Below are 21,322 nucleotides of genomic sequence, written 5' to 3'. Positions count from 1 at the left end.
CTATGAAGCTGCTTTTAGCGCATTCATAGTAGATTTATTTAATTTTTCCTCGGCATATTCGCGAGTAAGTGTAAATTCAGTCACATCACTTTCAGGAAGATCGAACATCGCATCGGTTAAGATCGCCTCACAAAGCGAACGCAACCCACGCGCACCAAGCTTGTACTCTACCGCTTTTTCTACGATAAAATCTAAAGCTTCATCTGTAGCTGTAAATTCGATTTCATCCATTTCAAACAGTTTTGTATACTGCTTGATGATCGCATTTTTAGGCTCGGTTAAAATAGAACGAAGTGTTTCCTGATCTAGCGGATTCATATAAGTTAAAGCCGGTAAACGACCAATAATTTCAGGAATAAGTCCAAAATCCTTTAAATCCTTAGGAATGATATATTTTAAAAGATTTGTTCTTTCAATATTATCATCACTTTTAGACGCACTAAATCCTACCGCCTGCATATTTAAACGCTTGCTGATATTTTTCTCGATACCATCAAAAGCTCCACCGGCGATAAACAGAATATTTTCAGTATCTACTTCGATAAATTTTTGATCGGGATGCTTTCTTCCTCCTTTTGGCGGAACATTAACTGTAGTTCCTTCAAGAAGTTTTAATAATGCCTGCTGAACACCTTCTCCAGAAACATCTCTGGTAATTGAAGGATTATCACTTTTACGAGCGATCTTATCAATCTCGTCGATAAATACAATCCCGCGTTGAGCTTTCTCTACATTATAATCTGCCGCCTGAAGTAAACGTGTAAGAATTCCTTCTACATCTTCACCCACATAACCAGCTTCAGTTAATACCGTTGCATCTACGATTGCTAAAGGCACATTAAGCATTTTTGCAATGGTTTTTGCCATTAAAGTTTTACCGGTACCAGTTTCACCAACCATAACGATATTACTTTTCTGGATCTCGATATCATCATCGCTATCTGGCTGCAATAAACGTTTGTAGTGGTTATAAACAGCAACAGACATTACTTTTTTTGTAGCTTCCTGCCCAATTATATATTCATCTAAGAATGCCTTGATCGATTTAGGCTTACTCAGCATCAATTCTGAAGATAATTCGTTTGCCTCTCCCTGCCTGGATTCTTCAAGAACAATTCCATGAGCCTGCTCGATACATCGATCACAAATGTGTGCATCTAAACCTGCAATCAAAAGATTGGTTTCAGGCTTTTTTCTTCCGCAGAAGGAGCATTCTAATTCTTCTTTCGCCATCTTATTATATTTCCTGTTCAATTTCAAGATAATAAATCCTGAAATTCTCTTCTAATTCTGTCTAATCTTGATTCTTACTTTTCTCTGGTAAGAATCTCGTCTATCATTCCGTATTCTTTAGCTCTATCAGCTTTCATCCAGTAATCACGATCACTGTCTTCGTAAACTTTTTCGTAAGATTGCCCAGAATGTTTAGAAATGATATTGTACAATTCTTCTTTTAAAGTAAGGATTTCTCTAGCTGTGATTTCGATATCACTTGCCTGCCCCTGTGCTCCACCAAGTGGTTGGTGAATCATCACTCTTGAATGTGGCAAACCGCTTCTTTTTCCTTTCTCTCCTGCACAAAGTAACACTGCTCCCATAGAAGCCGCCATACCTGTACAAATTGTAGCTACATCTGGCTTAATAAACTGCATGGTATCATAAATACCTAAACCAGCATAAACACTACCTCCAGGAGAGTTTATATAAATTTGAATATCTTTTGAAGAATCTGTACTTTCTAAAAACAACAATTGCGCCTGGATAATATTAGCTACCTGATCGTTAATGGCAGTACCCATAAAGATAATCCTGTCCATCATTAATCTAGAGAATACATCCATAGCTACAGCATTCATCTGGCGCTCTTCAATAATGTTAGGAGTCATCCCAACAGGTGCCATACTGCTTACTATTTTGTTATAATAATTGCTGTTTATCCCGTGGTGTTTAGTTGCGTACTTTTCGAATTCTTTTCCGTAGTCCATCAATTTTTCTTTTTAATTACACAAGTAATCTATAGAGCCAAAAAAGGCGTTATACCGTTATGGTTAACGCCTTAAAGATAGGTATAAATTATAAAAAAGGCTTACTCGATAATCGAGATTTGTTTATTTGGAGGCCTTAGCCAAAAGCAAAATTATTCTGCTGAATTACCAGCAGTTTTTTTACTCATAAATTTCTTTTACAAACTCATCGTAAGTAACTTCCTTTTCGTCAAATTTCATATTCTCTTTATAGAAATTTAACAATTTTTCGTTCACTAATTGCTCTGAAAGACGCTTTACTTCGTCTTGGTTAGATAAGATTCTTGCTGCGATATCGTCTAATTCTTTATCTGAAGGATCCATCTGACCAAACTGAGCCATTTGTTCTTTAATTTTATCTTTAGCGAAGTTTTTAAGGGTTTCGAAATCTACCTGAATGTCGTTATCCTTAACAATTTTTCCTTCGATTAACTGATAACGAAGTCCTTTTTCGCTGTTTTCGTATTCTTCAACTGCTTCTTCTTCAGTTAATGGTTTTTCACCTACAGTTCTAATCCATTTCTGAAGAAATTCTTTAGGAAGATCAAATTCAGTTTTTTCGATTAATGCTTCAGTCACATCATTCATTAACTGTTGATCGCTTTGCTGAACAAATTGTTTTTCAGCATCTTCTTTGATTTTCTCTTTAAGCTCAGTTACTGTTTTCACTTTACCTTCACCAAAAAGTTTATCAAATAATTCCTGATCTAAATCTGCAAGTTCTCTTTTGTTGATTTCTGAAATAGTAAATTCTACTTCGATATCAAGATCGTGAGCTTTATCATGCTCTACTTTTAAATGTTGGATTAAATCGTGATCATCTTCAAAAAGACTTTTTGTCTTCAAAGTAATGGTATCACCAACTTTAGATCCTACAAATTTATTAAGGTTTCTTTTTCCTTTAATCTTCTCTAGCTCGATTGAAGTTTCGTTCTCGATACCTTCTTCTTCATTCTTGAAAGTTCCGGCTACGATATCTCCTTCTTCAACTTCATCTTTAGAAACTAATTTACCGTATTGCTTTTGGATGTTTTCGATTTGTCTATCGATCATCGTATCATCAGCAACGATATTATATTTTGTTACAGGCTTTTCTAAATCAAGACTTACTTCAAATTCTGGAGCAAGACCAACTTCAAATTCAAAAGTGTAGTTATCTTCATTCCAGTCAAAATTTTCCTGCTCTTTAGGAATAGGATTTCCTAGAACGTCTAATTTTTCTTCAGTAAGATATTTATTAAGGTTTTCCTGTAGTAATTTATTTACCTCATCTACCAATACAGCCTGCCCGTATTGTTTTTTCACCATTCCCATAGGAACGTGACCTTTTCTAAAGCCAGGAACATTGGCATTTTTACGGTAATCCTTAAGGATTTTCTCTACTTTAGGAGCATAGTCGTCTTTTGCGATATCTACTTTTACTACCGCATTCAATTCATCAATATTCTCTCTGGTAATATTCATCTTGACTTATTATAAAAAATTGGTGTGCAAAATTAAGCTTTTTTCACTAGCCTGCAAAGTTTCAAATTATTGAATTTCAGTAAGCTTCTAATCCTTATCTAGAAGAGAATATAATATTGACTGAAATAGCGAAAAAAGTAAACTAAATATTATCGCCATAAACCAGCCATCTACACTAAAACCACTCACAAAGCCATCTGCTAAAAAGATAATTATAGCATTTATGATTAGTAAAAATAAGCCCAGAGTTATAATCGTTACCGGCAAAGTTAAGATCACCAATATTGGCTTAACGATAAGATTAAGGATTGCTAAAACTATGGCCACAATAAATGCTGAAAAATACCCATCTACCGCTACACCTGGCAAAAACTTAGCTAGACCTACCACTACTAGTGCAGATAAAAGGAGTTTTAATAAAAGTCTCATCTCTTTAAAGGTTTGATTGATACTTCAAAATTGCGAAAAAAAAAGTCGGCTAATTGCCGACTTTCCCTATTTTAATATAAGTTTATCATTACTGCACCTCATTACTCAACGTAATTGTACCGTATTGTCCTACATTCACTTTTGGAACAGTAGCACCATAAGTTGCGTTAATCTGGTCGATAATCTCGTTAGCCACGATCGCATAACCTCTTGGTGTTAAGTGCACCCCATCTAAAGAAAAAGCACCACCTGTTGCATAAGTTGCAGTAACAGTTCCTCCATCAAAAGATAAACCTCCATCTGCAACGCTATTTAATAATGCATTTGCATCTACCATAGCTAATCCATTCGCGTTAGCTACAGCAGATATAGTTTGATTGAAAGAAGCCGTAGCTGTTTGAATTTCTGAAATCTCTGTGCTATCTAAAACATCTGCATCATCTAAACCATTCACGCCTCCAAATAAGATGTTAGCCTGTTCCTGAGTAGGTGTTTCTCCAGCCATAAGTAAGCCTAAAACCTGCTGAACTTCAGCAGTTAAATTAACAGATCCATAACCACTAGCTAAAGCCGATTGATCTACCTGAAGTTGAATTAATTCATCTTCTGTCATCTGTCTAAATCCAAGCGGGTTAGCCTGAGTTACCGGCACATCGATTATAAATCTATTTGGACCTTCGTTAAATGTTATAGCGTATTGAGAAGCCAAGGCTACAGCTTGTTCCTGCGGAACTCCCTGCGCCATTAATCCACCGGCAAAAACCTGAGAAACAGCACTAAAATATGCGGTTAGATTCCCAGCGGTTTGCGCATCTAACACCAATGCATTATTAGGCACTGTATTGAAAAATGCTATTGAAGTTACATCTGGAATATTAATTAAAACTCCGCCTGCCCCATTAGCTGTTAAGGCCTGCACCATTTGTGAATATACCTGAGCAAAAACCTGTGGATCTGTAATATCGTTAGAACCATAAGTAGCAGGATTTAGATTTCCTGCCTGGTTTACCCCAACACCGCCAGAAGTCGCATAACCTAAAACATCGTTATTCCCAATCCATAAAGAGAAAAATGTAGGATCTTGCGCTAAAGCATCGGCCATCACACTAGTTTGTGGCGAAGATGCGAATCTCACAAAATATGGATTAGCCATCCCTGCCTGAACTCCTGCTAAATTACCATAACCTTCTGCTACTAAATGATAAGATTTAGCACCTGGAACTCCCATATTGCTAAAAGGTCCTTCTAAAATATTCGTAATATCTGTAGTTGCTGACATCCCGGTATAAATCGACGGACTATTATTTCCTGCCCCATCTGAAGCCAACACCAAACGGTTATTAAAACCCGGCAGTGGTTGCCCGCCAGCTAAAAGTCCGCCTGCATTATCATTCATATAAGGAATAGTAAACTCATCTGTTTCCTGAGTTAGAGCAAACTGCCCTGCTAAAATATTAGGATACGAATTTGTTTGCCCCGTAATGTATAATGCGTTATCTGCATATCCTGCTGTTAACGAATTTCCTAAGGCTACATAATGCGTAAAATCGGCTTCACCATTTTCATACACATCTCCCGTTTCATCTATAGGGTTATCTAAATCTGGCTCACAAGAAACTATTCCCAAAGCCAATAAGCCCACTGCTAAAAATCTATAGTTTTTCATCATTTCCTGTAAGTTTAAATTTTGAATGTCACACCAAGACCTGGCACAAACGCCACTGTTTTGTAAGTTCCTTCAAATGGTACATTTTGCCCATTCTCCATATAATAATCATAAGACTCGTTTACTTCTTTAAATCTATTATAAAGGAAAGAAGCATCTATGGATAATTTTTCAGTAATATTTACTGAAAGCCCTGCGGTAAAACCATGCGCATCGTTTCGTGGTGTTTCTGGAGCAAAATAACCAGATTGCACAGGAGATTCGTCAAAATAATACCCGGCACGAAGCGTAAACATTTCGTTGGCGATATACTGCGCACCAAATCTATATGTATTAGCGTCTTTGTAATTTCTTGGATTTTCTGAATCTGGAACTGCCGGATCCTGAAAATCGATATCTAAAGATTGATATACATCCCAAAAAGCACGATTATAATCAAAAGCAACTAACCACTTATCTGAAATCTCATAAGAAGCACCTATAGAAAGTTCTGCTGGCAAAGGCAATGACGCATCAAAACGAGTATCATTAAATGGAGTAAGTGGAGAATCTGGAACATTGCTAAAATCGGCATGCCCTTCTTCTGCTTCCACAATAATTTCTGAACGATAGTTTGCTCCTATCCTAAGTTTATCGGTAGGATTAAACATTGCTCCTAAAGACCATCCCCATGCATGCACTCCTGATGCATCTACAGTTACATTTGCCCTATTTCCATCGATATCGCTAAGAGTTCTGTTTAAATTTCTGTTGAAGTTTACGGCTCCATTTACATAAATAGGACCACCACCTACACTAAGTTTATCTGAAATTTTTACAGAAGCCAAAGCCTGAATATAAATCGCCTGAAGATCTATATTATTCACAAGATGAGAACCAGACCAATCTGTTGGCCACTCTACAGAACTACCGTAAGGCGTATAAGCCGCAAGCCCTAAGGTTAACCAATCTGAAGCTTTATAAGAAACATAGGCATAAAAAGGCGTTCCAACGGGACTATCTGTTCTTGCCATTTGCCCAAATTCTTCATTTTGCCACACCACGTCTGAGAATACCGCACTTGCACCAAAAGATACATTTATGCGATCTTCTAAATACACTAACCCAGCAGGGTTAAAAAAAGCCAACTCTGCATTATCAACTACAGCCACACCAGTATGCCCCATGGCCAGTCTTCGCTGTCCCTGAAGCCCTACTCTGTATCCCCCGGCATAAGTCATTGCAGCCGCCAACCCAAAAAGGGTTAGGAATAAAAGTTTCTTCATAATTTAAGTAGAATTAAGTTTGTTTCAGTATGTAAAAAATGCCTTGAAATAGACATAAAATACAAATACCGCAACAAAATAGGTAAAAATATTATGTATGCATAATATTTAACGTCGATTTTTAAAGAAATCGAATTACAGCATCGTAAAAATCTTTTTGATTTTCTGCATGAACCCAATGCCCCGCATTGCTAATCACTTCGATTTCAGCACCTGGAAAATGAGTTTGAAGTAGTTTCTCATCTTCAGGAAGTTTTATGTAGTTAGATTTTTCTCCTTTTATAAATAATGTCTCTCCATCATAGGTTTTGTCGTCATCTAAAGCTGCCCCAATATTGTCGATTTTCTCTTTGAATATTTTAAGGTTTACTTTTAAAACATACTTGTCTTTACCTTCACGATCTAGATTTTTAAGAAGAAAAAGCTGAGTTGGTTTATCTGGAACATATTCAGAAATAATTTTAGCAGCCTCCTGTCTTGAAGAAACATTAGACTCTTCTAACAAACTTAACCCTGCCAAAATATCCTGATGGTGTGGTTTATAATATTTAGGTGCAATATCTACGATTATTAACTTTTTAAGTAAATCTGGATATGTAGTTGCAAAAAGCATGGCCGTTTTACCGCCCATAGAATGCCCCATTAGCACAATTTCATCTAAATTATGCGTTTCGATATACTCTTTTAAGTCTTCTACCAATACTTCATAAGTAAAATCATCGCTATGCGGACTTTTACCATGATTTCTTTGATCTACAAGATGAACTTCGTATCCTTTTTCAGAAAACATCTTCCCTAAGGTCTTCCAGTTATCTCCCATTCCTAAAAATCCGTGTAAAATGATAAAAGGTTTTCCTTCTCCTATAATATTGGTATGTAACTTCATTGCAATTTTTTTAAAAAATAATAGTCCAAAAATGACCAATTTCGGCTTACTGTAATTTTTGTAAATATCTGGCGATTGTTTCTTCCAGGCCAAGATAGAGTGCTTCAGCGATTAAAGCATGCCCTATAGAAACTTCGTCTACAAATGGCACCTCATTTTTAAAGAATTCGATATTATCTAAAGACAGATCGTGCCCAGCGTTGATTCCCAAACCTAATTTATGGGCAAGCTTAGCGCATTCCGCATAAGGTTTTACTGCATTTTCTTTATCTCCGGCAGCAAATTGTTCTGCAAAACTTTCTGTATATAATTCGATACGATCTGTACCGGTTGCTGCAGCACCTTCGATCATTTTTTCGTCTGGATCTACGAAAATCGATGTTCTGATGCCATGTTTTTTAAATTCAGAAATTACTTCAACTAAAAATTCTTTATTTTTAATAGTATCCCAACCTGCATTACTGGTAATAGCATCTACCGCATCTGGCACCAAAGTTACCTGCGCAGGTTTTACTTCTAAGACAAGATTAATAAATTTTGCTACTGGATTTCCTTCAATATTAAATTCGGTCGTCAATACAGGTTTTAAATCTCTTGCATCCTGATATCTTATGTGTCTTTCGTCTGGACGGGGGTGAACCGTAATACCTTCAGCACCAAATTTCTCGATATCTAAAGCACATTTTACAACATTCGGGATGTTACCTCCTCTTGCATTTCTTAGCGTGGCGATTTTATTAATATTTACGCTTAATTTGGTCATATTATTTGATTTACCTGTAAAACTTTGGTTTCAAAATTGATATAAATTCTTAGGAATTTCTGCAATATTAAAGTAGATCTTTACGACAACTTCTAAAGCTTATCCTAAAACTTTCTGTTTTAACAAAAATACAAAGTTGAGGATGGCTTAATGAATATTATTTTAATTAATTTGCGTTAAACGACGCGTGGATTATGAATATGGAAGAATACATTTTAAATGATGTTGCTATTCGTCATTTTTCAGACAAGATTGGTGATTTACAGAATGATTTTAACCAACTTACCTATTCTCACTTACCGGTAGAGAACAATGGTATTTATATGGGATGCATTTCTGAAAATGATATTCGATGTTTTGATGCTGAAAAATCGATTGAAGATTACCAGTATGCCCTTGAAGGTTTTTTTGTTAGGGATACAGATTACTGGCTGGACATTTTAGAATCTTTCGCACAAAACAATTCTAATATTTTACCAGTGCTAGATAGCGAAAATGAATATTTAGGCTATGTAGAGCTAAATGAAATTATGGGAATTTTTAACGAAACTCCATTTTTAAATGAAGCAGGAAATATTATTGTTGTTGAAAAAGGCTTTAAAGATTACTCGTTAAGTGAAATTAGCCAGATTGTAGAATCCAGCAACGTACACTTACTTGGTTTATTTGTATCGAAGATCGAAAATGATCTTGCTCAAATCACCATAAAAATAAATCCTACCGGTATTAATGAAGTAATACAATCTTTAAGAAGGTACGGCTACAACATTATTTCACAACATCAGGAAGATGCTTTTAATAAAAACCTTCGTGATCGATCTAAGTATTTAGACAAATACCTTAATATTTAAAAGAATGTCTTTTTAAGACTTTCTATTTAGAACGTAATTTTAATTCTACACTCTATATAATAATTAAGCCTGAAGCAACCTGTCTTAATTAAAGAGTTAATTTTAATATAGATGAAAATAGGCATTTACGGCCAGTTTTATCACGAAAACGCCGGCACTTATATTAATCAGCTTCTAGAACTTCTTCAGCAGGAAAAAGTTGATGTAGTTATAGAGCGTAACTTTTTAGATCTTATAAATAAGAATAAAAGTGTTACCGGCGAATATAGCGATTACGAAACTTTTGATATTCTGGATAACACCTACGATCTTTTTTTTACCATAGGTGGTGATGGCACGATCCTAAAATCGATAAATTATATTAAGAATCTCGACATTCCTATTGTTGGAATAAATACCGGAAGACTTGGTTTTTTATCTACCATTCAAAAAGAACAAATAGGAGAAACCATTCATACCATTTTAAAAAAAGACTTCCATATTTCCAGAAGAACTGTTTTAAAGATTGAAACCAATCCAAAATTCGACGATGAAATTTTCGACAATGTTGCACTTAACGAAATAGCAGTAAGCCGAAAAAATACCACATCGATGATTACGGTAGACACCTGGCTAAACGACCAATATCTTACATCTTATTGGGCAGATGGTTTAATTATCGCCACACCTACAGGATCTACAGGCTATTCACTAAGCTGTGGCGGCCCGGTAATTACTCCAGATGCAGATTCAATTGTAATTACACCAATTGCACCACATAATTTAAATGCCAGACCTTTAATAATAAAAGACGACACAAAAATCACCCTAAAAGTTAGCGGTAGGGAAGATTCTCACCTTTTATCGATGGATTCTCGCCTGGCCAGTTTGCAGAACGACACTGAAATCATCGTCCAAAAAGCACCCTATACCATTAACCTGGTAGAGCTAAACGACAACAGCTTTCTTCAAACTTTACGAAAAAAGCTACTATGGGGAGAAGATAAACGTAACTAGACAATATTTTTTTGCAAAAACTGTTAATGTAATACTAATGAGCTCAAATTATTGCAGAGCAAACATAATTGTTATATTTGCAAACTTTTAAGAACCTATGCGGTATCTAATAGCTTTTGTTTTAATGTTGGTCACTTCGATTAATTTGCAATCTCAAACATATGAGGTCGGTGCCTTTTTAGGTGGCGCAAATTATATTGGGGATGTAGGAAATACATTCTACATTAACCCCAGTGGTCTTGCTGCAGGTGGAATTTTAAAATGGAACCGCAGCCCTCGCCATTCTTTTAGGTTTTCTTTAATAATGGGAAATATTGAAGCAGACGATGCAGAGAGTAACGATACGCGTAGGCAACAAAGAGGTTATTCCTTTAGTAACACGATCACAGAAGCCTCCCTGGGTTTAGAATTTAACTTTTGGGATTTCGATCTTCACAAAGGAACTCCGCAAAGTGCTCCTTATCTTTACACCGGCGTCACTTATTTTAGTGCAGACCATGTGATTTTGGATGGTTCACGAGGCGGCCCTTTAGTTAATGAAGGTACAAACTGGGAATTTGCTATTCCGATGGTAGTTGGTTACAAAACAACGCTTAGCCAACATTTGGTGGGCGCTATAGAAATTGGAGCCAGATACACATTTACCGATAATTTAGACGGAAGTAATCCCGAAGAATTACTGGATTCTCAAGATCCTATAATTACCTTTGGTAATCAAAACACTAACGACTGGTATGTATTTACCGGAATAACATTCACCGTAACATTTGGCAGAAAGCCATGTTACGCGAGCTTTTAGAAAATGAATTTTAAAGATAATCTCAACTTAACAAAATTACCTTCGCATATTGCCGTTATAATGGACGGTAATGGTCGTTGGGCAAAAAAGCAGGGCTTTTTAAGAGCCGTTGGCCATAATGAAGGTGTAAAATCTGTTAGAGATATTGTTGAAGGTAGTGCCGAGATTGGAATAAAATTTTTAACCCTGTACGCTTTTTCCACTGAAAATTGGAATCGCCCCAAACTAGAGGTTGATGCATTAATGAAGATTTTAGTTTCTTCCCTTAAAAAAGAGATTAAAACGCTTCAGGACAATAACATCAAACTCACCGCAATAGGTAATATTGAAAACCTGCCAAAAAAAGCAAAAAGAGAGCTTTTAGATGTTATCGATAAAACAAAAGATAATGCTAAAATGACCTTGATTTTGGCATTAAGCTATGGATCCAGAGAAGAAATAACCTCTGCTTTTAAAGCTTTAGCCAATAAAATAAAGGATGGAACGTTACAACCAGATGAAATTAATGATTCTTTGATATCTGAAAGTTTATACACCAAAGATGTACCAGATGTCGACTTGATGGTTAGAACAAGCGGAGAACAAAGAATTAGCAACTTTTTGCTTTGGCAAATGGCTTATGCCGAGTTGTATTTTACAAATATTTTATGGCCAGACTTTAGAAAAGAAAATCTTTATGAAGCCATTTACAATTATCAAAACAGAGAAAGAAGATTTGGAAAAACAAGTGAACAACTTAGTTAGTGCATTTATGACGAGAAGGATATTAGCATTCTTAATAATTTGTTTTACTCTTAGTATCTCTGCCAATGCGCAGGATCTTCCTATAGGAAATGGTAAAAAATACACTTTAGGCGAAATTAAAGTTACTGGTTCTACCCGATATAACGAAAGTACCGTAATTTCATTTACCCGTCTTAAAACAGGAGACGAGCTTTACATCCCAGGGCAGCGTTTAAGTAACGTTATTAAAAAACTTTGGGATCTTGATATGTTTAGCGATATCGAATTTTACATTACAAACGTAAAAGACGGCGTTGCAGATTTAGAACTGGTTATCACAGATATTCCAAAACTTTCTGAAGTTCGTATTCAGGGAATTAAAAAGAAAAGAGATAAAGAAGAACTTATTGATGAAAATAAGCTTAAAACCGGTGTAAACGTTACTGAAAACCTTATCACTAACACCAAAAACTACATCGAAAATAAATATAAAAAAGATGGTTATTTTAATGCAAAAGTAGCCATTAATACTATTGAAGTTAAAGACACTACAAACAACAACCTGGTAAATATGGTTGTTAATATTGATACCGGAGATAAAGTAAAAATTAAGGATATCGATATTATTGGTAACGATCAATTATCTGACGCCAAGCTTAAAAGAGCCATGAAAAATACCAAAGAAAAGCGAATTTATCGTTTTTGGAAGCGCTCTAAATTTAATCGTGAAGATTATCAAACCGATAAACAAAGTCTTGTAAATAAGCTTAAAGAAAATGGATTTAGAGATGCTCGAATCATTTCAGATAGTCTTGTAAAAATAGATGAGAATAATATCGCTTTAAATATTAATGTAGAAGAGGGCGATAAATACTACATCGGAAATATCGAGTTTGTTGGAAACACCGTTTATACCGATGAGTTTTTACATCGTGCTTTAGGAATTAAAAAAGGTGACACTTACAACGGCGTTCTAATGAACGAAAGAATTGAAGATGCTGAAGATCCTAACGCAACTAATATTTCTACTATCTATAGAAACAACGGATACCTTTTCTCTAGCTTTAACCTGGTAGAAACAAATGTTTATAACGACACCATTGATTTCGAACTTCGTATTACTGAAGGTAAAGAAGCCTATTTTGATGAAATTAGAGTTGTAGGAAATAACAAAACAAAAGATCACGTAATTTATAGAAACCTGCTAACTAAACCAGGACAAAAATACAACCAGCAGGATGTAGTTTCTACTGTACGAGAATTAGGTTCTTTAGGTTTCTTTGATGCAGAGCAGCTTAGTCCAGAATTTATTGATCCAGATCCACAAACAGGAACTTTATCTTTAGAATACAATGTGGTTGAAGCTGGTGCCAGCCAAATCGAACTACAAGGTGGTTACGGTGGTGGTGGCTTTATTGGTACACTGGGACTTTCGTTCAACAATTTCTCTATCGCAGGTATATTTGACAAGGAGGCATATAAACCGGTGCCAATGGGAGATGGGCAAAGACTATCTCTAAGAGCACAAGCCAGTACTTTTTACCAAACTTATAGTCTATCTTTTGTAGAACCATGGCTAGGTGGTAAAAAGCCGGTACAGCTTTCTACGTCGTTCTCTTACACAAGACAATTCTTATATAATTATTACGAAAGAGAAGCAGATAGAAGCCGTAGTTTCGATATTCTTGGGGTAAGTGTTGGATTTGGTAAACGTCTTACCGAGCCAGACCCTTACCTACAGATCTCGCATTCCATTGGTTTCCAACGTTACGACCTTAATAACTATAACACAGGATTATTTACCTATGGTGACGGTTTCTCTAACAACCTAACATACACACTTGGTATCACAAGAGATAACACAAGATATAACCCTATCTTCCCTGTTGGCGGATCTATATTTAGCATCACTGCTAAGTTTACACCTCCTTACTCTTTATGGAACGGTGTAGATTATAATGATCTAGAAAACCAAAGAGAATTCCAGTTAGAAGATGATAATGGAAATCTTATCGATAATAGCGGAAATAGAGTAACTCCTGCTAATGCTGTTGGAGACCAGTCTAAAATAGACCAGGAAAAATATAAGTGGTTAGAATTTTATAAAGTAAAATTCCAGGGAGACTGGTACACCACTCTTGCTAACTTTGGTGAGAACAAGAACCTTGTATTAAGAACAAATGTTGAATATGGTTTCTTAGGTGCTTACAACCATGATCGTGGTGTTCCTCCTTTCGAGCGTTTTTATCTTGGAGGTGACGGTCTAGGTTCTTATAGCCTTGATGGACGTGAAACTATTCGATTAAGAGGTTACCCTAACCAATCTTTAATTCCGTTAGATAGAACGTCTTTAAGTCAGGCTTCAGAAGAAGATGGTGCTACGATATATAACAAGTACTCTTTAGAGCTTCGTTTCCCTATTACTCTTAAACCATCGGCTTCGATTTACGCATTAACTTTCTTAGAAGGTGGTGCGTCTTACGATAACTTTAGAGATTTTAACCCATTCCAATTAAACCGTTCTGCGGGTGCTGGTCTTAGAATCTTTATGCCTGCATTTGGATTATTAGGAATAGATTTTGGTTATGGATTTGATCCTATTCCTGGGATGTCTGAAGCAAATGGATGGGAAACACATTTTATCATAGGACAACAATTTTAAAATGGCATGATATTTTCTATATTCGGGCGTATGAAAAAATTAAGTCTAATCCTTATAGCAATACTTTTACCACTGGCAACATTTGCACAGCGTGGTCTTAATATTGGTTATATCGATATGGATTATATTTTAGAAAACATCCCTGAATACAAAGAAGCTTCCACTCAATTAGACAATCGAGTACAGGAATGGAAAAACGAAATTGACGCAAAAAGACGTGAAATTTCTGAAATTAAGACCCAACTTGAAAATGAAAGAACTTTATTAACTAAAGAACTTTTAGAAGAAAGAGAAGAAGACATTCAATATTTACAAGATCAATTAACCGAGTATCAACAAAAAAGATTTGGCCCTGGCGGAGATTTTATTCTTCAGAAAAAACAATTAATAAAACCTATACAGGATCAAGTATTTACCGCAGTTCAGGAGATTGCTGACAGAAGAAATTTTGATTTTATTTTTGACCGGACTTCAGAAATTGGTATGATTTATGCCAAGTCCAATTATGACATGAGTGATCAGGTTTTAAGAATCATTACCAGAGCCGCTAATCGTGAGCAGATTGAAACCCGCCGCGACCGTGTAGAATTAGAGCAAGCTGAAAATAGAACAGTAGAGCAAGACTCGGTTGTACAGGCAAGAGCACAGGCGTCTGAAAATGCTAAAACCGAAAGAGAACTTTATATTGAACAAAGAAGAAGGGAAAGAGATTCTGTAAGAGAAGCTAAAAAAGCAGCTTTTCAAGCAAGAAGAGAAGAAATATTAAAAGAGCGCCAGGCAAGGACAGATAGCATAAATGCAGCTAGAGAAGCCGCGCAAAAGAGCAAGGATACAATCAATTAACAAATAATTACTTTAACACTTAATAATAATTAAAATGAAACAATTAAGAACATTTTTTATAGCCTTAGCATTAACCCTGGGAGCTACTGCATTTGTAAATGCTCAGGATTCTAAAGTTGCGCATATCGCAACTCAGGAGCTTATAGAGTCTATGCCTGCTTATAAGGATGCTATGACTCAGCTTGATAAGTTGAGAAATACTTATGATGCAGAAATCAAGGATATGATGAATGAAGCTCAAAAGACCCTACAACGTTACGAAGCAGAAGCAGAAACTGTAACTGAAGAAGAAAACCAAAAACGTTCTATGGAATTACAGAGTGCTGAGCAAAGAATCCGTGAGCGTAGCCAAAAAGCTTCTCAGGATCTTCAGAAAAAACAACAGGATCTTGTAAGACCTATTTTAGAAAAAGCACGTAACGCTATCCAAGATGTAGCAAGAGCTAAAGGATTTGATTATGTTTTAGATTCTACTACTGGTGCTGGTGTAATCATGGCAGATGGATATGATTTAATGCCAGATGTAAAAACTAAATTAGGAATCTAATCATTAGATTTCGATATATAAATTTTCACAAAAACTGCGCAGATATCTGCGCAGTTTTTATTTTTGATACCTATGATAAAAGATACTATTGGCATATTCGATTCTGGTATTGGTGGTACATCTATCTGGCGAGAAATCCACGAACTTCTACCATTTGAAAATACTACCTATTTAGCCGATAGTATTAACGCTCCTTACGGCATAAGAAGTAAACAAGAAATTATTGAACTTAGCCGAAAAAACACGATTAAACTTTTAGAATTAGGAGCTAAAATAATAGTGGTTGCCTGCAACACTGCTACCACGAATGCTATCGATGAGCTAAGAAGCGAATTTGATGTTCCTTTTATTGGCATAGAACCTGCCATAAAACCTGCAGCTTTAAAGTCGAAAACCAAAACAATTGGTATTCTTGCCACCAAAGGAACACTTAGCAGCGGTTTATTCACAAAAACTTCAGAATTGTACACCCAAGGATTAAAAGTTATTGAAGTTGAAGGAAACGGCCTGGTAGAACTTATTGAAGATGGTAAAATCTATTCTGAAGAAATGGACGTCTTATTAGACAAACTTCTTTTACCACTAAAAGAAAACCCAATAGATTATCTTGTTTTAGGCTGTAGCCACTACCCTTATTTAATTCCGAAGTTAAAAGAAAAATTTAGTCCAGATTTAAGCATAATCGATTCTGGAGAAGCTGTAGCCAGGCAAACTAAAACAATCTTAGAAAAAAAGGGCTTATTAAATATCGATTTTCGACAAAAAGGATCATGTATTTTTTATACCAATTACAATCCCTCAGTGCTCAACAAAATAATTAATCCCAAAAATAACGAATTTCAGGTTAAGCAATTAAACTTCTAATTAATTGCCGGGCAATGGCAATCGTAACGTTGCCTGCTTTCACCAAAATTATAACCCAAAGTAAGCTGATGAAAACCATTATTACTTAACACCATGGTGTTCATCTGGTAACTAAAAGTATAACCTATAATAAATTGCTTAAACTCTAAACCTAAGAATGGTGTGATATATCTCAGGTTTTGACGCTGTATTTCGTCTCCAGTTCTGGTATACTCTGCCCCATCAAAAGCCTGTCTATACGATAAACCAATCCATCCCTGCCCAATATCAAAATCTTTATAGGCCTTTATATTAGCATCGATAGTTGCCTGAGAATTTAGCTCTCTTAATTGAAATAAAAACGATGGTTCTAACCCCCAATCATTTCGATAAAAATCAAAAACATACCCAGCAGAGGCTAAATATTTTCTTTGATTACTTGGCACCGCATCTGAATAAAACAAATCCCTTTCAACAGAAATTATATTTTTCACCGCAACATGGGCATAAAAATCCATATAATAATAAGACATTCCCACATCCATATTTGCGAAAAAATCGGTCGCAATATCATTGTTACCTATAATAGGATCATAAACGGTAAATTCAGATTGATCTAAACGATGCTGAATAATACCACCGCTAATCCCAAAAGATAATTGATTAAGATTAACATTATCTCTAGAAAACATAAGGTGATAGGCAAATGTAGCATAAGCACCTAATTTAGAGAAATAGCCATTTTCGTCTCTAAAAAATATTGATCCCAAACCTATTTTATCACCTAATCTACCATTAACACTTAAAGTTTGTAAGTTAGGTGCGTCGTCTACGTCAAACCACTGCTGCCTGGCCGTAAGTCGAATCTGGTTATAGTTTGATGCACCTGCCATTGATGGATAAAGCAAATATAAATTATCCATTAAGTAATCTGAATATGTTGGGATAACCTCTTGTGCTTCTGCTCTTTTAGCGGTAGATAAAAAAAAGAGGCTAAAAATAAACAATATTAGGATTCGCTTAAGACGTTCAAGGCACATAAAATCAAAGTATAATTTTATCAATCTATAAATACTGGTTAATATAAGTCGGGTAAATATATACATAAGCTGACTTTTCTTTAGTATTTTTGCCGAAAATTTTAAGAAATGGAAAATTACACCATTAATATACAACACACTACACAACCCGGAATTGTTAAATTTGAAGCTAATAAATTCTTAACCAAACACGAGAATTTTGAGTTTAAAAACATCGACGAGGCAGCAAAATCGCCGATTGCACAACAACTTTTTTATCTTCCGTTTGTAAAAACAGTTTACATTTCTCAGAATTTTATCGCTATCGAAAAATATGATATCGTAGAATGGCCAGAAGTAGAAAATGAAGTTGCAGAGCAAATCGAGAATTACTTAAATAAAGGCGGAGTTGTAATTAAAACAGATGAGCAACAAAAAAACATTCCTGTTACTGTTTATGCTGAAAGTACTCCTAACCCTAAAGTAATGAAGTTTGTTTCTAACAGGAAACTTGTTCTTCATGCAGCCGAGTTTAAAAATATAGACGATGCTAAAGATTCTCCGTTAGCTCAAAAGTTATTTCATTTCCCTTTTGTAAAAGAAGTTTTTATCGACGAAAATTACGTGAGTGTAAATAAATACGACATGGCGCAATGGGAAGAAATCACCATGGAGCTTCGTGAATTTATTCGCACTTTTTTACAGGAAGGAAATTCAGTTTTAAATAATGATGCTGTAACCGGAACTGCCGGGCAGGAAAATGAGGCTGAAACTTCTAAAAGTGCCCCTAAACCTCAGCTTAATCTTGATGAGTTAGATGACACTTCACAACAGGTAGTTGCTATTTTAGAAGAATACATTAAACCAGCTGTGGCCAGTGATGGCGGTAATATTTTATTTGACTCTTATGACGAGGAAAGCAGAACTGTGAAAGTAATCTTACAAGGTGCTTGTAGCGGTTGCCCATCGTCTACAATGACATTAAAAAGCGGAATCGAAACCATGCTTAGAGATATGCTAAAAGGAAGAGTAGATTACGTAGAAGCAGTTAATGGATAATTATTGCTGAATATAAAAAATAAAAAAGCCGCTTCAAATGAAGCGGCTTTTTTATTTTTTATATCTAATTTTAGACGTTTTAGAACGTACTTTTTGCCTCACGATAAAACTCCTGAAACAACTGAAGTAAACTCATTGTAGAGGTAATAAGATCTCTTGTTTCTAACAACAATCCAAAATACAATTTTGTATTACGCGGACTCGTCTCTGAAGTTCTAATTCGGTTTATCTGTTTCTGAATTAAATCTGAAACATAATCCAGTAAATCCTGTTTATCTTTTAAGATTTGATCGATTTTAGCGAACTCGTGATTATTAAAAGCATGCTCTATATCATCAAAAAGCACCTGCATTCTTTCATCTACTTTTTTAAGATCACGAATCTGGTTAAACTTCAAATTCTTATGGTTGTTATGTACGTGATTGTAGCTATTACGAGTAATAAAAGCAATAGACTGCGTCATATCCTGAAGATAATCCAGAATCAAAATATAAAATTTACTGGCTTCTACAGAATCGTCATCCAAAGACTTAATAAAATAGAATATATTTCCTTTTAGTTCATCTACTTCTTCTTCCAGCTTACTAATGGCCTTATTATTCTTCTTTAGCTTGCCTAAATCATGATAACCTAGATTATCTACCGTTTTGGTGTACATCCTATTTATACCGTGAATTACACTAGAAATATTTTCTGAAGTTTCTGTAGTAATCTCATTAATGGTAATAATATCTGTACGGTTATAACGCTTATTTTTCTTCTCTTCTTTAGATTTTCTGCTGTGTATAATTCCGCTTCTTACCACTAAAACAATCGCCAAAATAATAAGCATCACTAAAGCAATAGTTCCGCCGTAATAAATAATACACGCAAAAAGAGCTGCTGCCGTAAAAGCAACCAATGCAGTTACAAACCATCCTCCAATTACATTCAATACTCCGGCTACACGATATACGGCACTTTCACGATCCCAAGCCCTATCTGCCAAAGACGAACCCATTGCAACCATAAAAGTTACATAAGTAGTAGATAAAGGAAGTTTTAAGTTTGTACCAATAGAAATTAAAATACTTGCCACTACAAGATTTACAGAAGCTCTAACCATATCAAAGGCAGGAGCATCTAGTCGTTTAGTACGAGAATTATTTTCTGGCTTTTCGAACTTTTTATCGATCTTATTTTTAACAGCTTTAGGTACAACGGTAGAAACAGCTCCACTAAAAATCACAGAATAACGAACGATACTTCTAGACAACCAGTTTGGCTCGAAACGCTCTACGCCATCTCCCTGTCTTGCCAGGTTTACACCTGTTTCTACAACAGATTTTGCTTTACTACTAAACCAAAGTGTTACTACCATAACACCACCGGCAATTATCAATAAAAATTCTGGCGTAGGTACACTTCCGCTTAAGCCGCTCATTAATAATTCAGATGGTAAAGTACCAGAAGACTGATAAGCTGCCTCCCATAAATTATAAGATTGCCATGCCGCAATAGGAACCCCAATAAAGTTCACAAGGTCGTTACCGGCAAAAGCTAATGCCAGGGCAAAAGTTCCTATTACAATAATTACTCTTAGAATATTCAGTTTAAAAATACTCATAAGTAACTGACTGATGATCGAGAATATCACGAAACCAATTAGCATGATTAAAATGGTATTCTCGTTTATAAAAGTTAAGGTATCTTCAGAAAGATAAGGAACACTTTTAAGACCTTTAATAAGTATAAAGTAAAGAATTGCAGTTAATGACAGACCTCCAAAGATCGCCCCAACATATTTCATCTTCTTCTCGAACTGAAAAGAAAAAATTAATCGCGAAATATACTGTACCAACAAACCAACAATAAAGGCTATAACCACCGCCATTAAAATACCTATAATAATCTCTGTTGCCTTACTGGTATTAATATAGCTGGCCAATTGGCCAAGATCATTCCCTTCTTTGTAAATTTTTATTACTGCGATACTTACTGCTGCTCCAAGAAGTTCAAAAACAATAGAAACAGTTGTAGAAGTAGGCAGACCTATGGAGTTAAAGAAATCTAGCAGTAACACATCGGTGATCATTACTGCCATAAATATGATCATAATCTCCTCGAAGTAAAATTGCTGCGGAAGAAATATCCCTTTACGAGCTACCTCCATCAAACCACTGGAAAAAATCGCTCCAATAGCCACACCAATACTGGCTACAATTAAGATGGTTCGCATAGAAACCGCCTTAGACCCGATAGCCGAATTCAAAAAGTTGATGGCATCATTACTTACTCCTACCACCAAATCTGTAATCGCAAGAGCCAAAAGGGCTACAAGCATTACAATATAAACATCTTCCATAAATCCAATATTTTCAACCAGCAAAAGTCTTTCTTTTTTTTGAATTTAAAAGCGGTCCAAGGTTATGAAAACTTTAAGTTATTTTGCGTCTAAAATCACAGTCTTCATGCTGATTTTGAGCAACAAATATACTAATCTT

At 35.5% G+C, this 21,322-nt stretch carries 19 protein-coding genes; 9 read left to right on the top strand and 10 right to left on the bottom strand.

The features are described 5' to 3' along the window. The 8 genes from clpX to IIF7_RS15075 all read right to left on the bottom strand — a co-directional run bounded on the left by clpX (position 1) and on the right by IIF7_RS15075 (position 8,497). A complete protein-coding gene (clpX, locus tag IIF7_RS15110) occupies positions 1–1,233 on the bottom strand; it encodes an ATP-dependent Clp protease ATP-binding subunit ClpX (protein ID WP_084842537.1) in 1,233 nt (410 codons plus the stop codon). A gap of 74 nt (positions 1,234–1,307) precedes the next feature. Then, a complete protein-coding gene (gene clpP, locus IIF7_RS15105; RefSeq protein WP_084842536.1) occupies positions 1,308–1,985 on the bottom strand; it encodes an ATP-dependent Clp endopeptidase proteolytic subunit ClpP in 678 nt (225 codons plus the stop codon). A gap of 180 nt (positions 1,986–2,165) precedes the next feature. Beyond that, positions 2,166–3,488, bottom strand: coding sequence for a trigger factor (gene tig / locus IIF7_RS15100; protein ID WP_084842535.1), 1,323 nt, complete (start codon positions 3,486–3,488; stop codon positions 2,166–2,168). An 87-nt stretch (positions 3,489–3,575) separates the two neighbouring features. Further along, entirely contained in the window at positions 3,576–3,917 is a 342-nt protein-coding gene (locus IIF7_RS15095; protein ID WP_084842534.1) for a phage holin family protein, read from the bottom strand. An 88-nt stretch (positions 3,918–4,005) separates the two neighbouring features. Then, positions 4,006–5,583 carry an SGNH/GDSL hydrolase family protein gene (locus IIF7_RS15090; protein ID WP_084842533.1) on the bottom strand — a complete coding sequence of 526 codons (1,578 nt, stop codon included), beginning with the start codon at positions 5,581–5,583 and terminating at the stop codon, positions 4,006–4,008. A 14-nt stretch (positions 5,584–5,597) separates the two neighbouring features. Further along, positions 5,598–6,848 carry an OmpP1/FadL family transporter gene (locus IIF7_RS15085; protein WP_084842532.1) on the bottom strand — a complete coding sequence of 417 codons (1,251 nt, stop codon included), beginning with the start codon at positions 6,846–6,848 and terminating at the stop codon, positions 5,598–5,600. A 121-nt stretch (positions 6,849–6,969) separates the two neighbouring features. Then, positions 6,970–7,734, bottom strand: a complete 765-nt coding sequence (locus IIF7_RS15080) for an alpha/beta fold hydrolase (RefSeq protein ID WP_084842595.1) — start codon at positions 7,732–7,734, stop codon at positions 6,970–6,972. 46 nt (positions 7,735–7,780) lie between these two features. Continuing rightward, entirely contained in the window at positions 7,781–8,497 is a 717-nt protein-coding gene (locus IIF7_RS15075; protein WP_084842531.1) for a pyridoxine 5'-phosphate synthase, read from the bottom strand. A 194-nt stretch (positions 8,498–8,691) separates the two neighbouring features. Between IIF7_RS15075 and IIF7_RS15070 the strand changes: the two genes are divergently transcribed. The 8 genes from IIF7_RS15070 (at position 8,692) to murI (ending at position 16,782) form a co-directional block, all read left to right on the top strand. After that, positions 8,692–9,348: a CBS domain-containing protein gene (locus IIF7_RS15070; protein ID WP_084842530.1), complete on the top strand. Its 657-nt coding sequence runs from the start codon at positions 8,692–8,694 to the stop codon at positions 9,346–9,348. A gap of 111 nt (positions 9,349–9,459) precedes the next feature. Then, positions 9,460–10,344: an NAD kinase gene (locus IIF7_RS15065; RefSeq protein WP_084842529.1), complete on the top strand. Its 885-nt coding sequence runs from the start codon at positions 9,460–9,462 to the stop codon at positions 10,342–10,344. Between the two features lie 97 nt (positions 10,345–10,441). Beyond that, the gene (gene porG, locus IIF7_RS15060; protein ID WP_176218971.1) at positions 10,442–11,143 is read left to right on the top strand and encodes a type IX secretion system protein PorG; all 702 of its coding nucleotides are present in this window, start codon (positions 10,442–10,444) and stop codon (positions 11,141–11,143) included. Between the two features lie 3 nt (positions 11,144–11,146). Next, positions 11,147–11,887: an isoprenyl transferase gene (locus IIF7_RS15055; RefSeq protein ID WP_084842528.1), complete on the top strand. Its 741-nt coding sequence runs from the start codon at positions 11,147–11,149 to the stop codon at positions 11,885–11,887. Further along, positions 11,820–14,528, top strand: coding sequence for a BamA/OMP85 family outer membrane protein (locus tag IIF7_RS15050; RefSeq protein WP_084842527.1), 2,709 nt, complete (start codon positions 11,820–11,822; stop codon positions 14,526–14,528). The genes IIF7_RS15055 and IIF7_RS15050 overlap by 68 nt, the downstream gene beginning before the upstream one ends. Before the next feature lie 30 nt (positions 14,529–14,558). Then, positions 14,559–15,371, top strand: a complete 813-nt coding sequence (locus tag IIF7_RS15045) for an OmpH family outer membrane protein (RefSeq protein WP_084842526.1) — start codon at positions 14,559–14,561, stop codon at positions 15,369–15,371. Positions 15,372–15,405: 34 nt separating this feature from the next. Next, on the top strand, positions 15,406–15,918 hold the full coding sequence (locus IIF7_RS15040; protein ID WP_084842525.1) for an OmpH family outer membrane protein: 513 nt from the start codon (positions 15,406–15,408) through the stop codon (positions 15,916–15,918). A 72-nt stretch (positions 15,919–15,990) separates the two neighbouring features. Further along, positions 15,991–16,782: a glutamate racemase gene (gene murI / locus IIF7_RS15035; protein WP_084842524.1), complete on the top strand. Its 792-nt coding sequence runs from the start codon at positions 15,991–15,993 to the stop codon at positions 16,780–16,782. Here murI and IIF7_RS15030 read toward each other — a convergent pair. Next, on the bottom strand, positions 16,779–17,867 hold the full coding sequence (locus IIF7_RS15030) for a PorP/SprF family type IX secretion system membrane protein (protein WP_245801654.1): 1,089 nt from the start codon (positions 17,865–17,867) through the stop codon (positions 16,779–16,781). The two genes, murI and IIF7_RS15030, sit on opposite strands and share 4 nt — an antisense overlap. A 42-nt stretch (positions 17,868–17,909) precedes the next feature. Here IIF7_RS15030 and IIF7_RS15025 point away from each other — a divergent pair, with 42 nt between their 5' ends. Beyond that, entirely contained in the window at positions 17,910–18,839 is a 930-nt protein-coding gene (locus IIF7_RS15025) for a NifU family protein (protein WP_084842522.1), read from the top strand. Between the two features lie 79 nt (positions 18,840–18,918). Here IIF7_RS15025 and IIF7_RS15020 read toward each other — a convergent pair whose 3' ends face one another. Continuing rightward, a complete protein-coding gene (locus IIF7_RS15020) occupies positions 18,919–21,183 on the bottom strand; it encodes an inorganic phosphate transporter (RefSeq protein WP_084842521.1) in 2,265 nt (754 codons plus the stop codon). Positions 21,184–21,322: the final 139 nt, after the last annotated feature.

It is taken from the genome of Zunongwangia atlantica 22II14-10F7 (assembly GCF_002094855.1).
GTDB lineage: Bacteria > Bacteroidota > Bacteroidia > Flavobacteriales > Flavobacteriaceae > Zunongwangia > Zunongwangia atlantica.
Note: the sequence above shows the minus strand (reverse complement) of the source record. Positions and strands in the feature narration are given on the sequence as shown.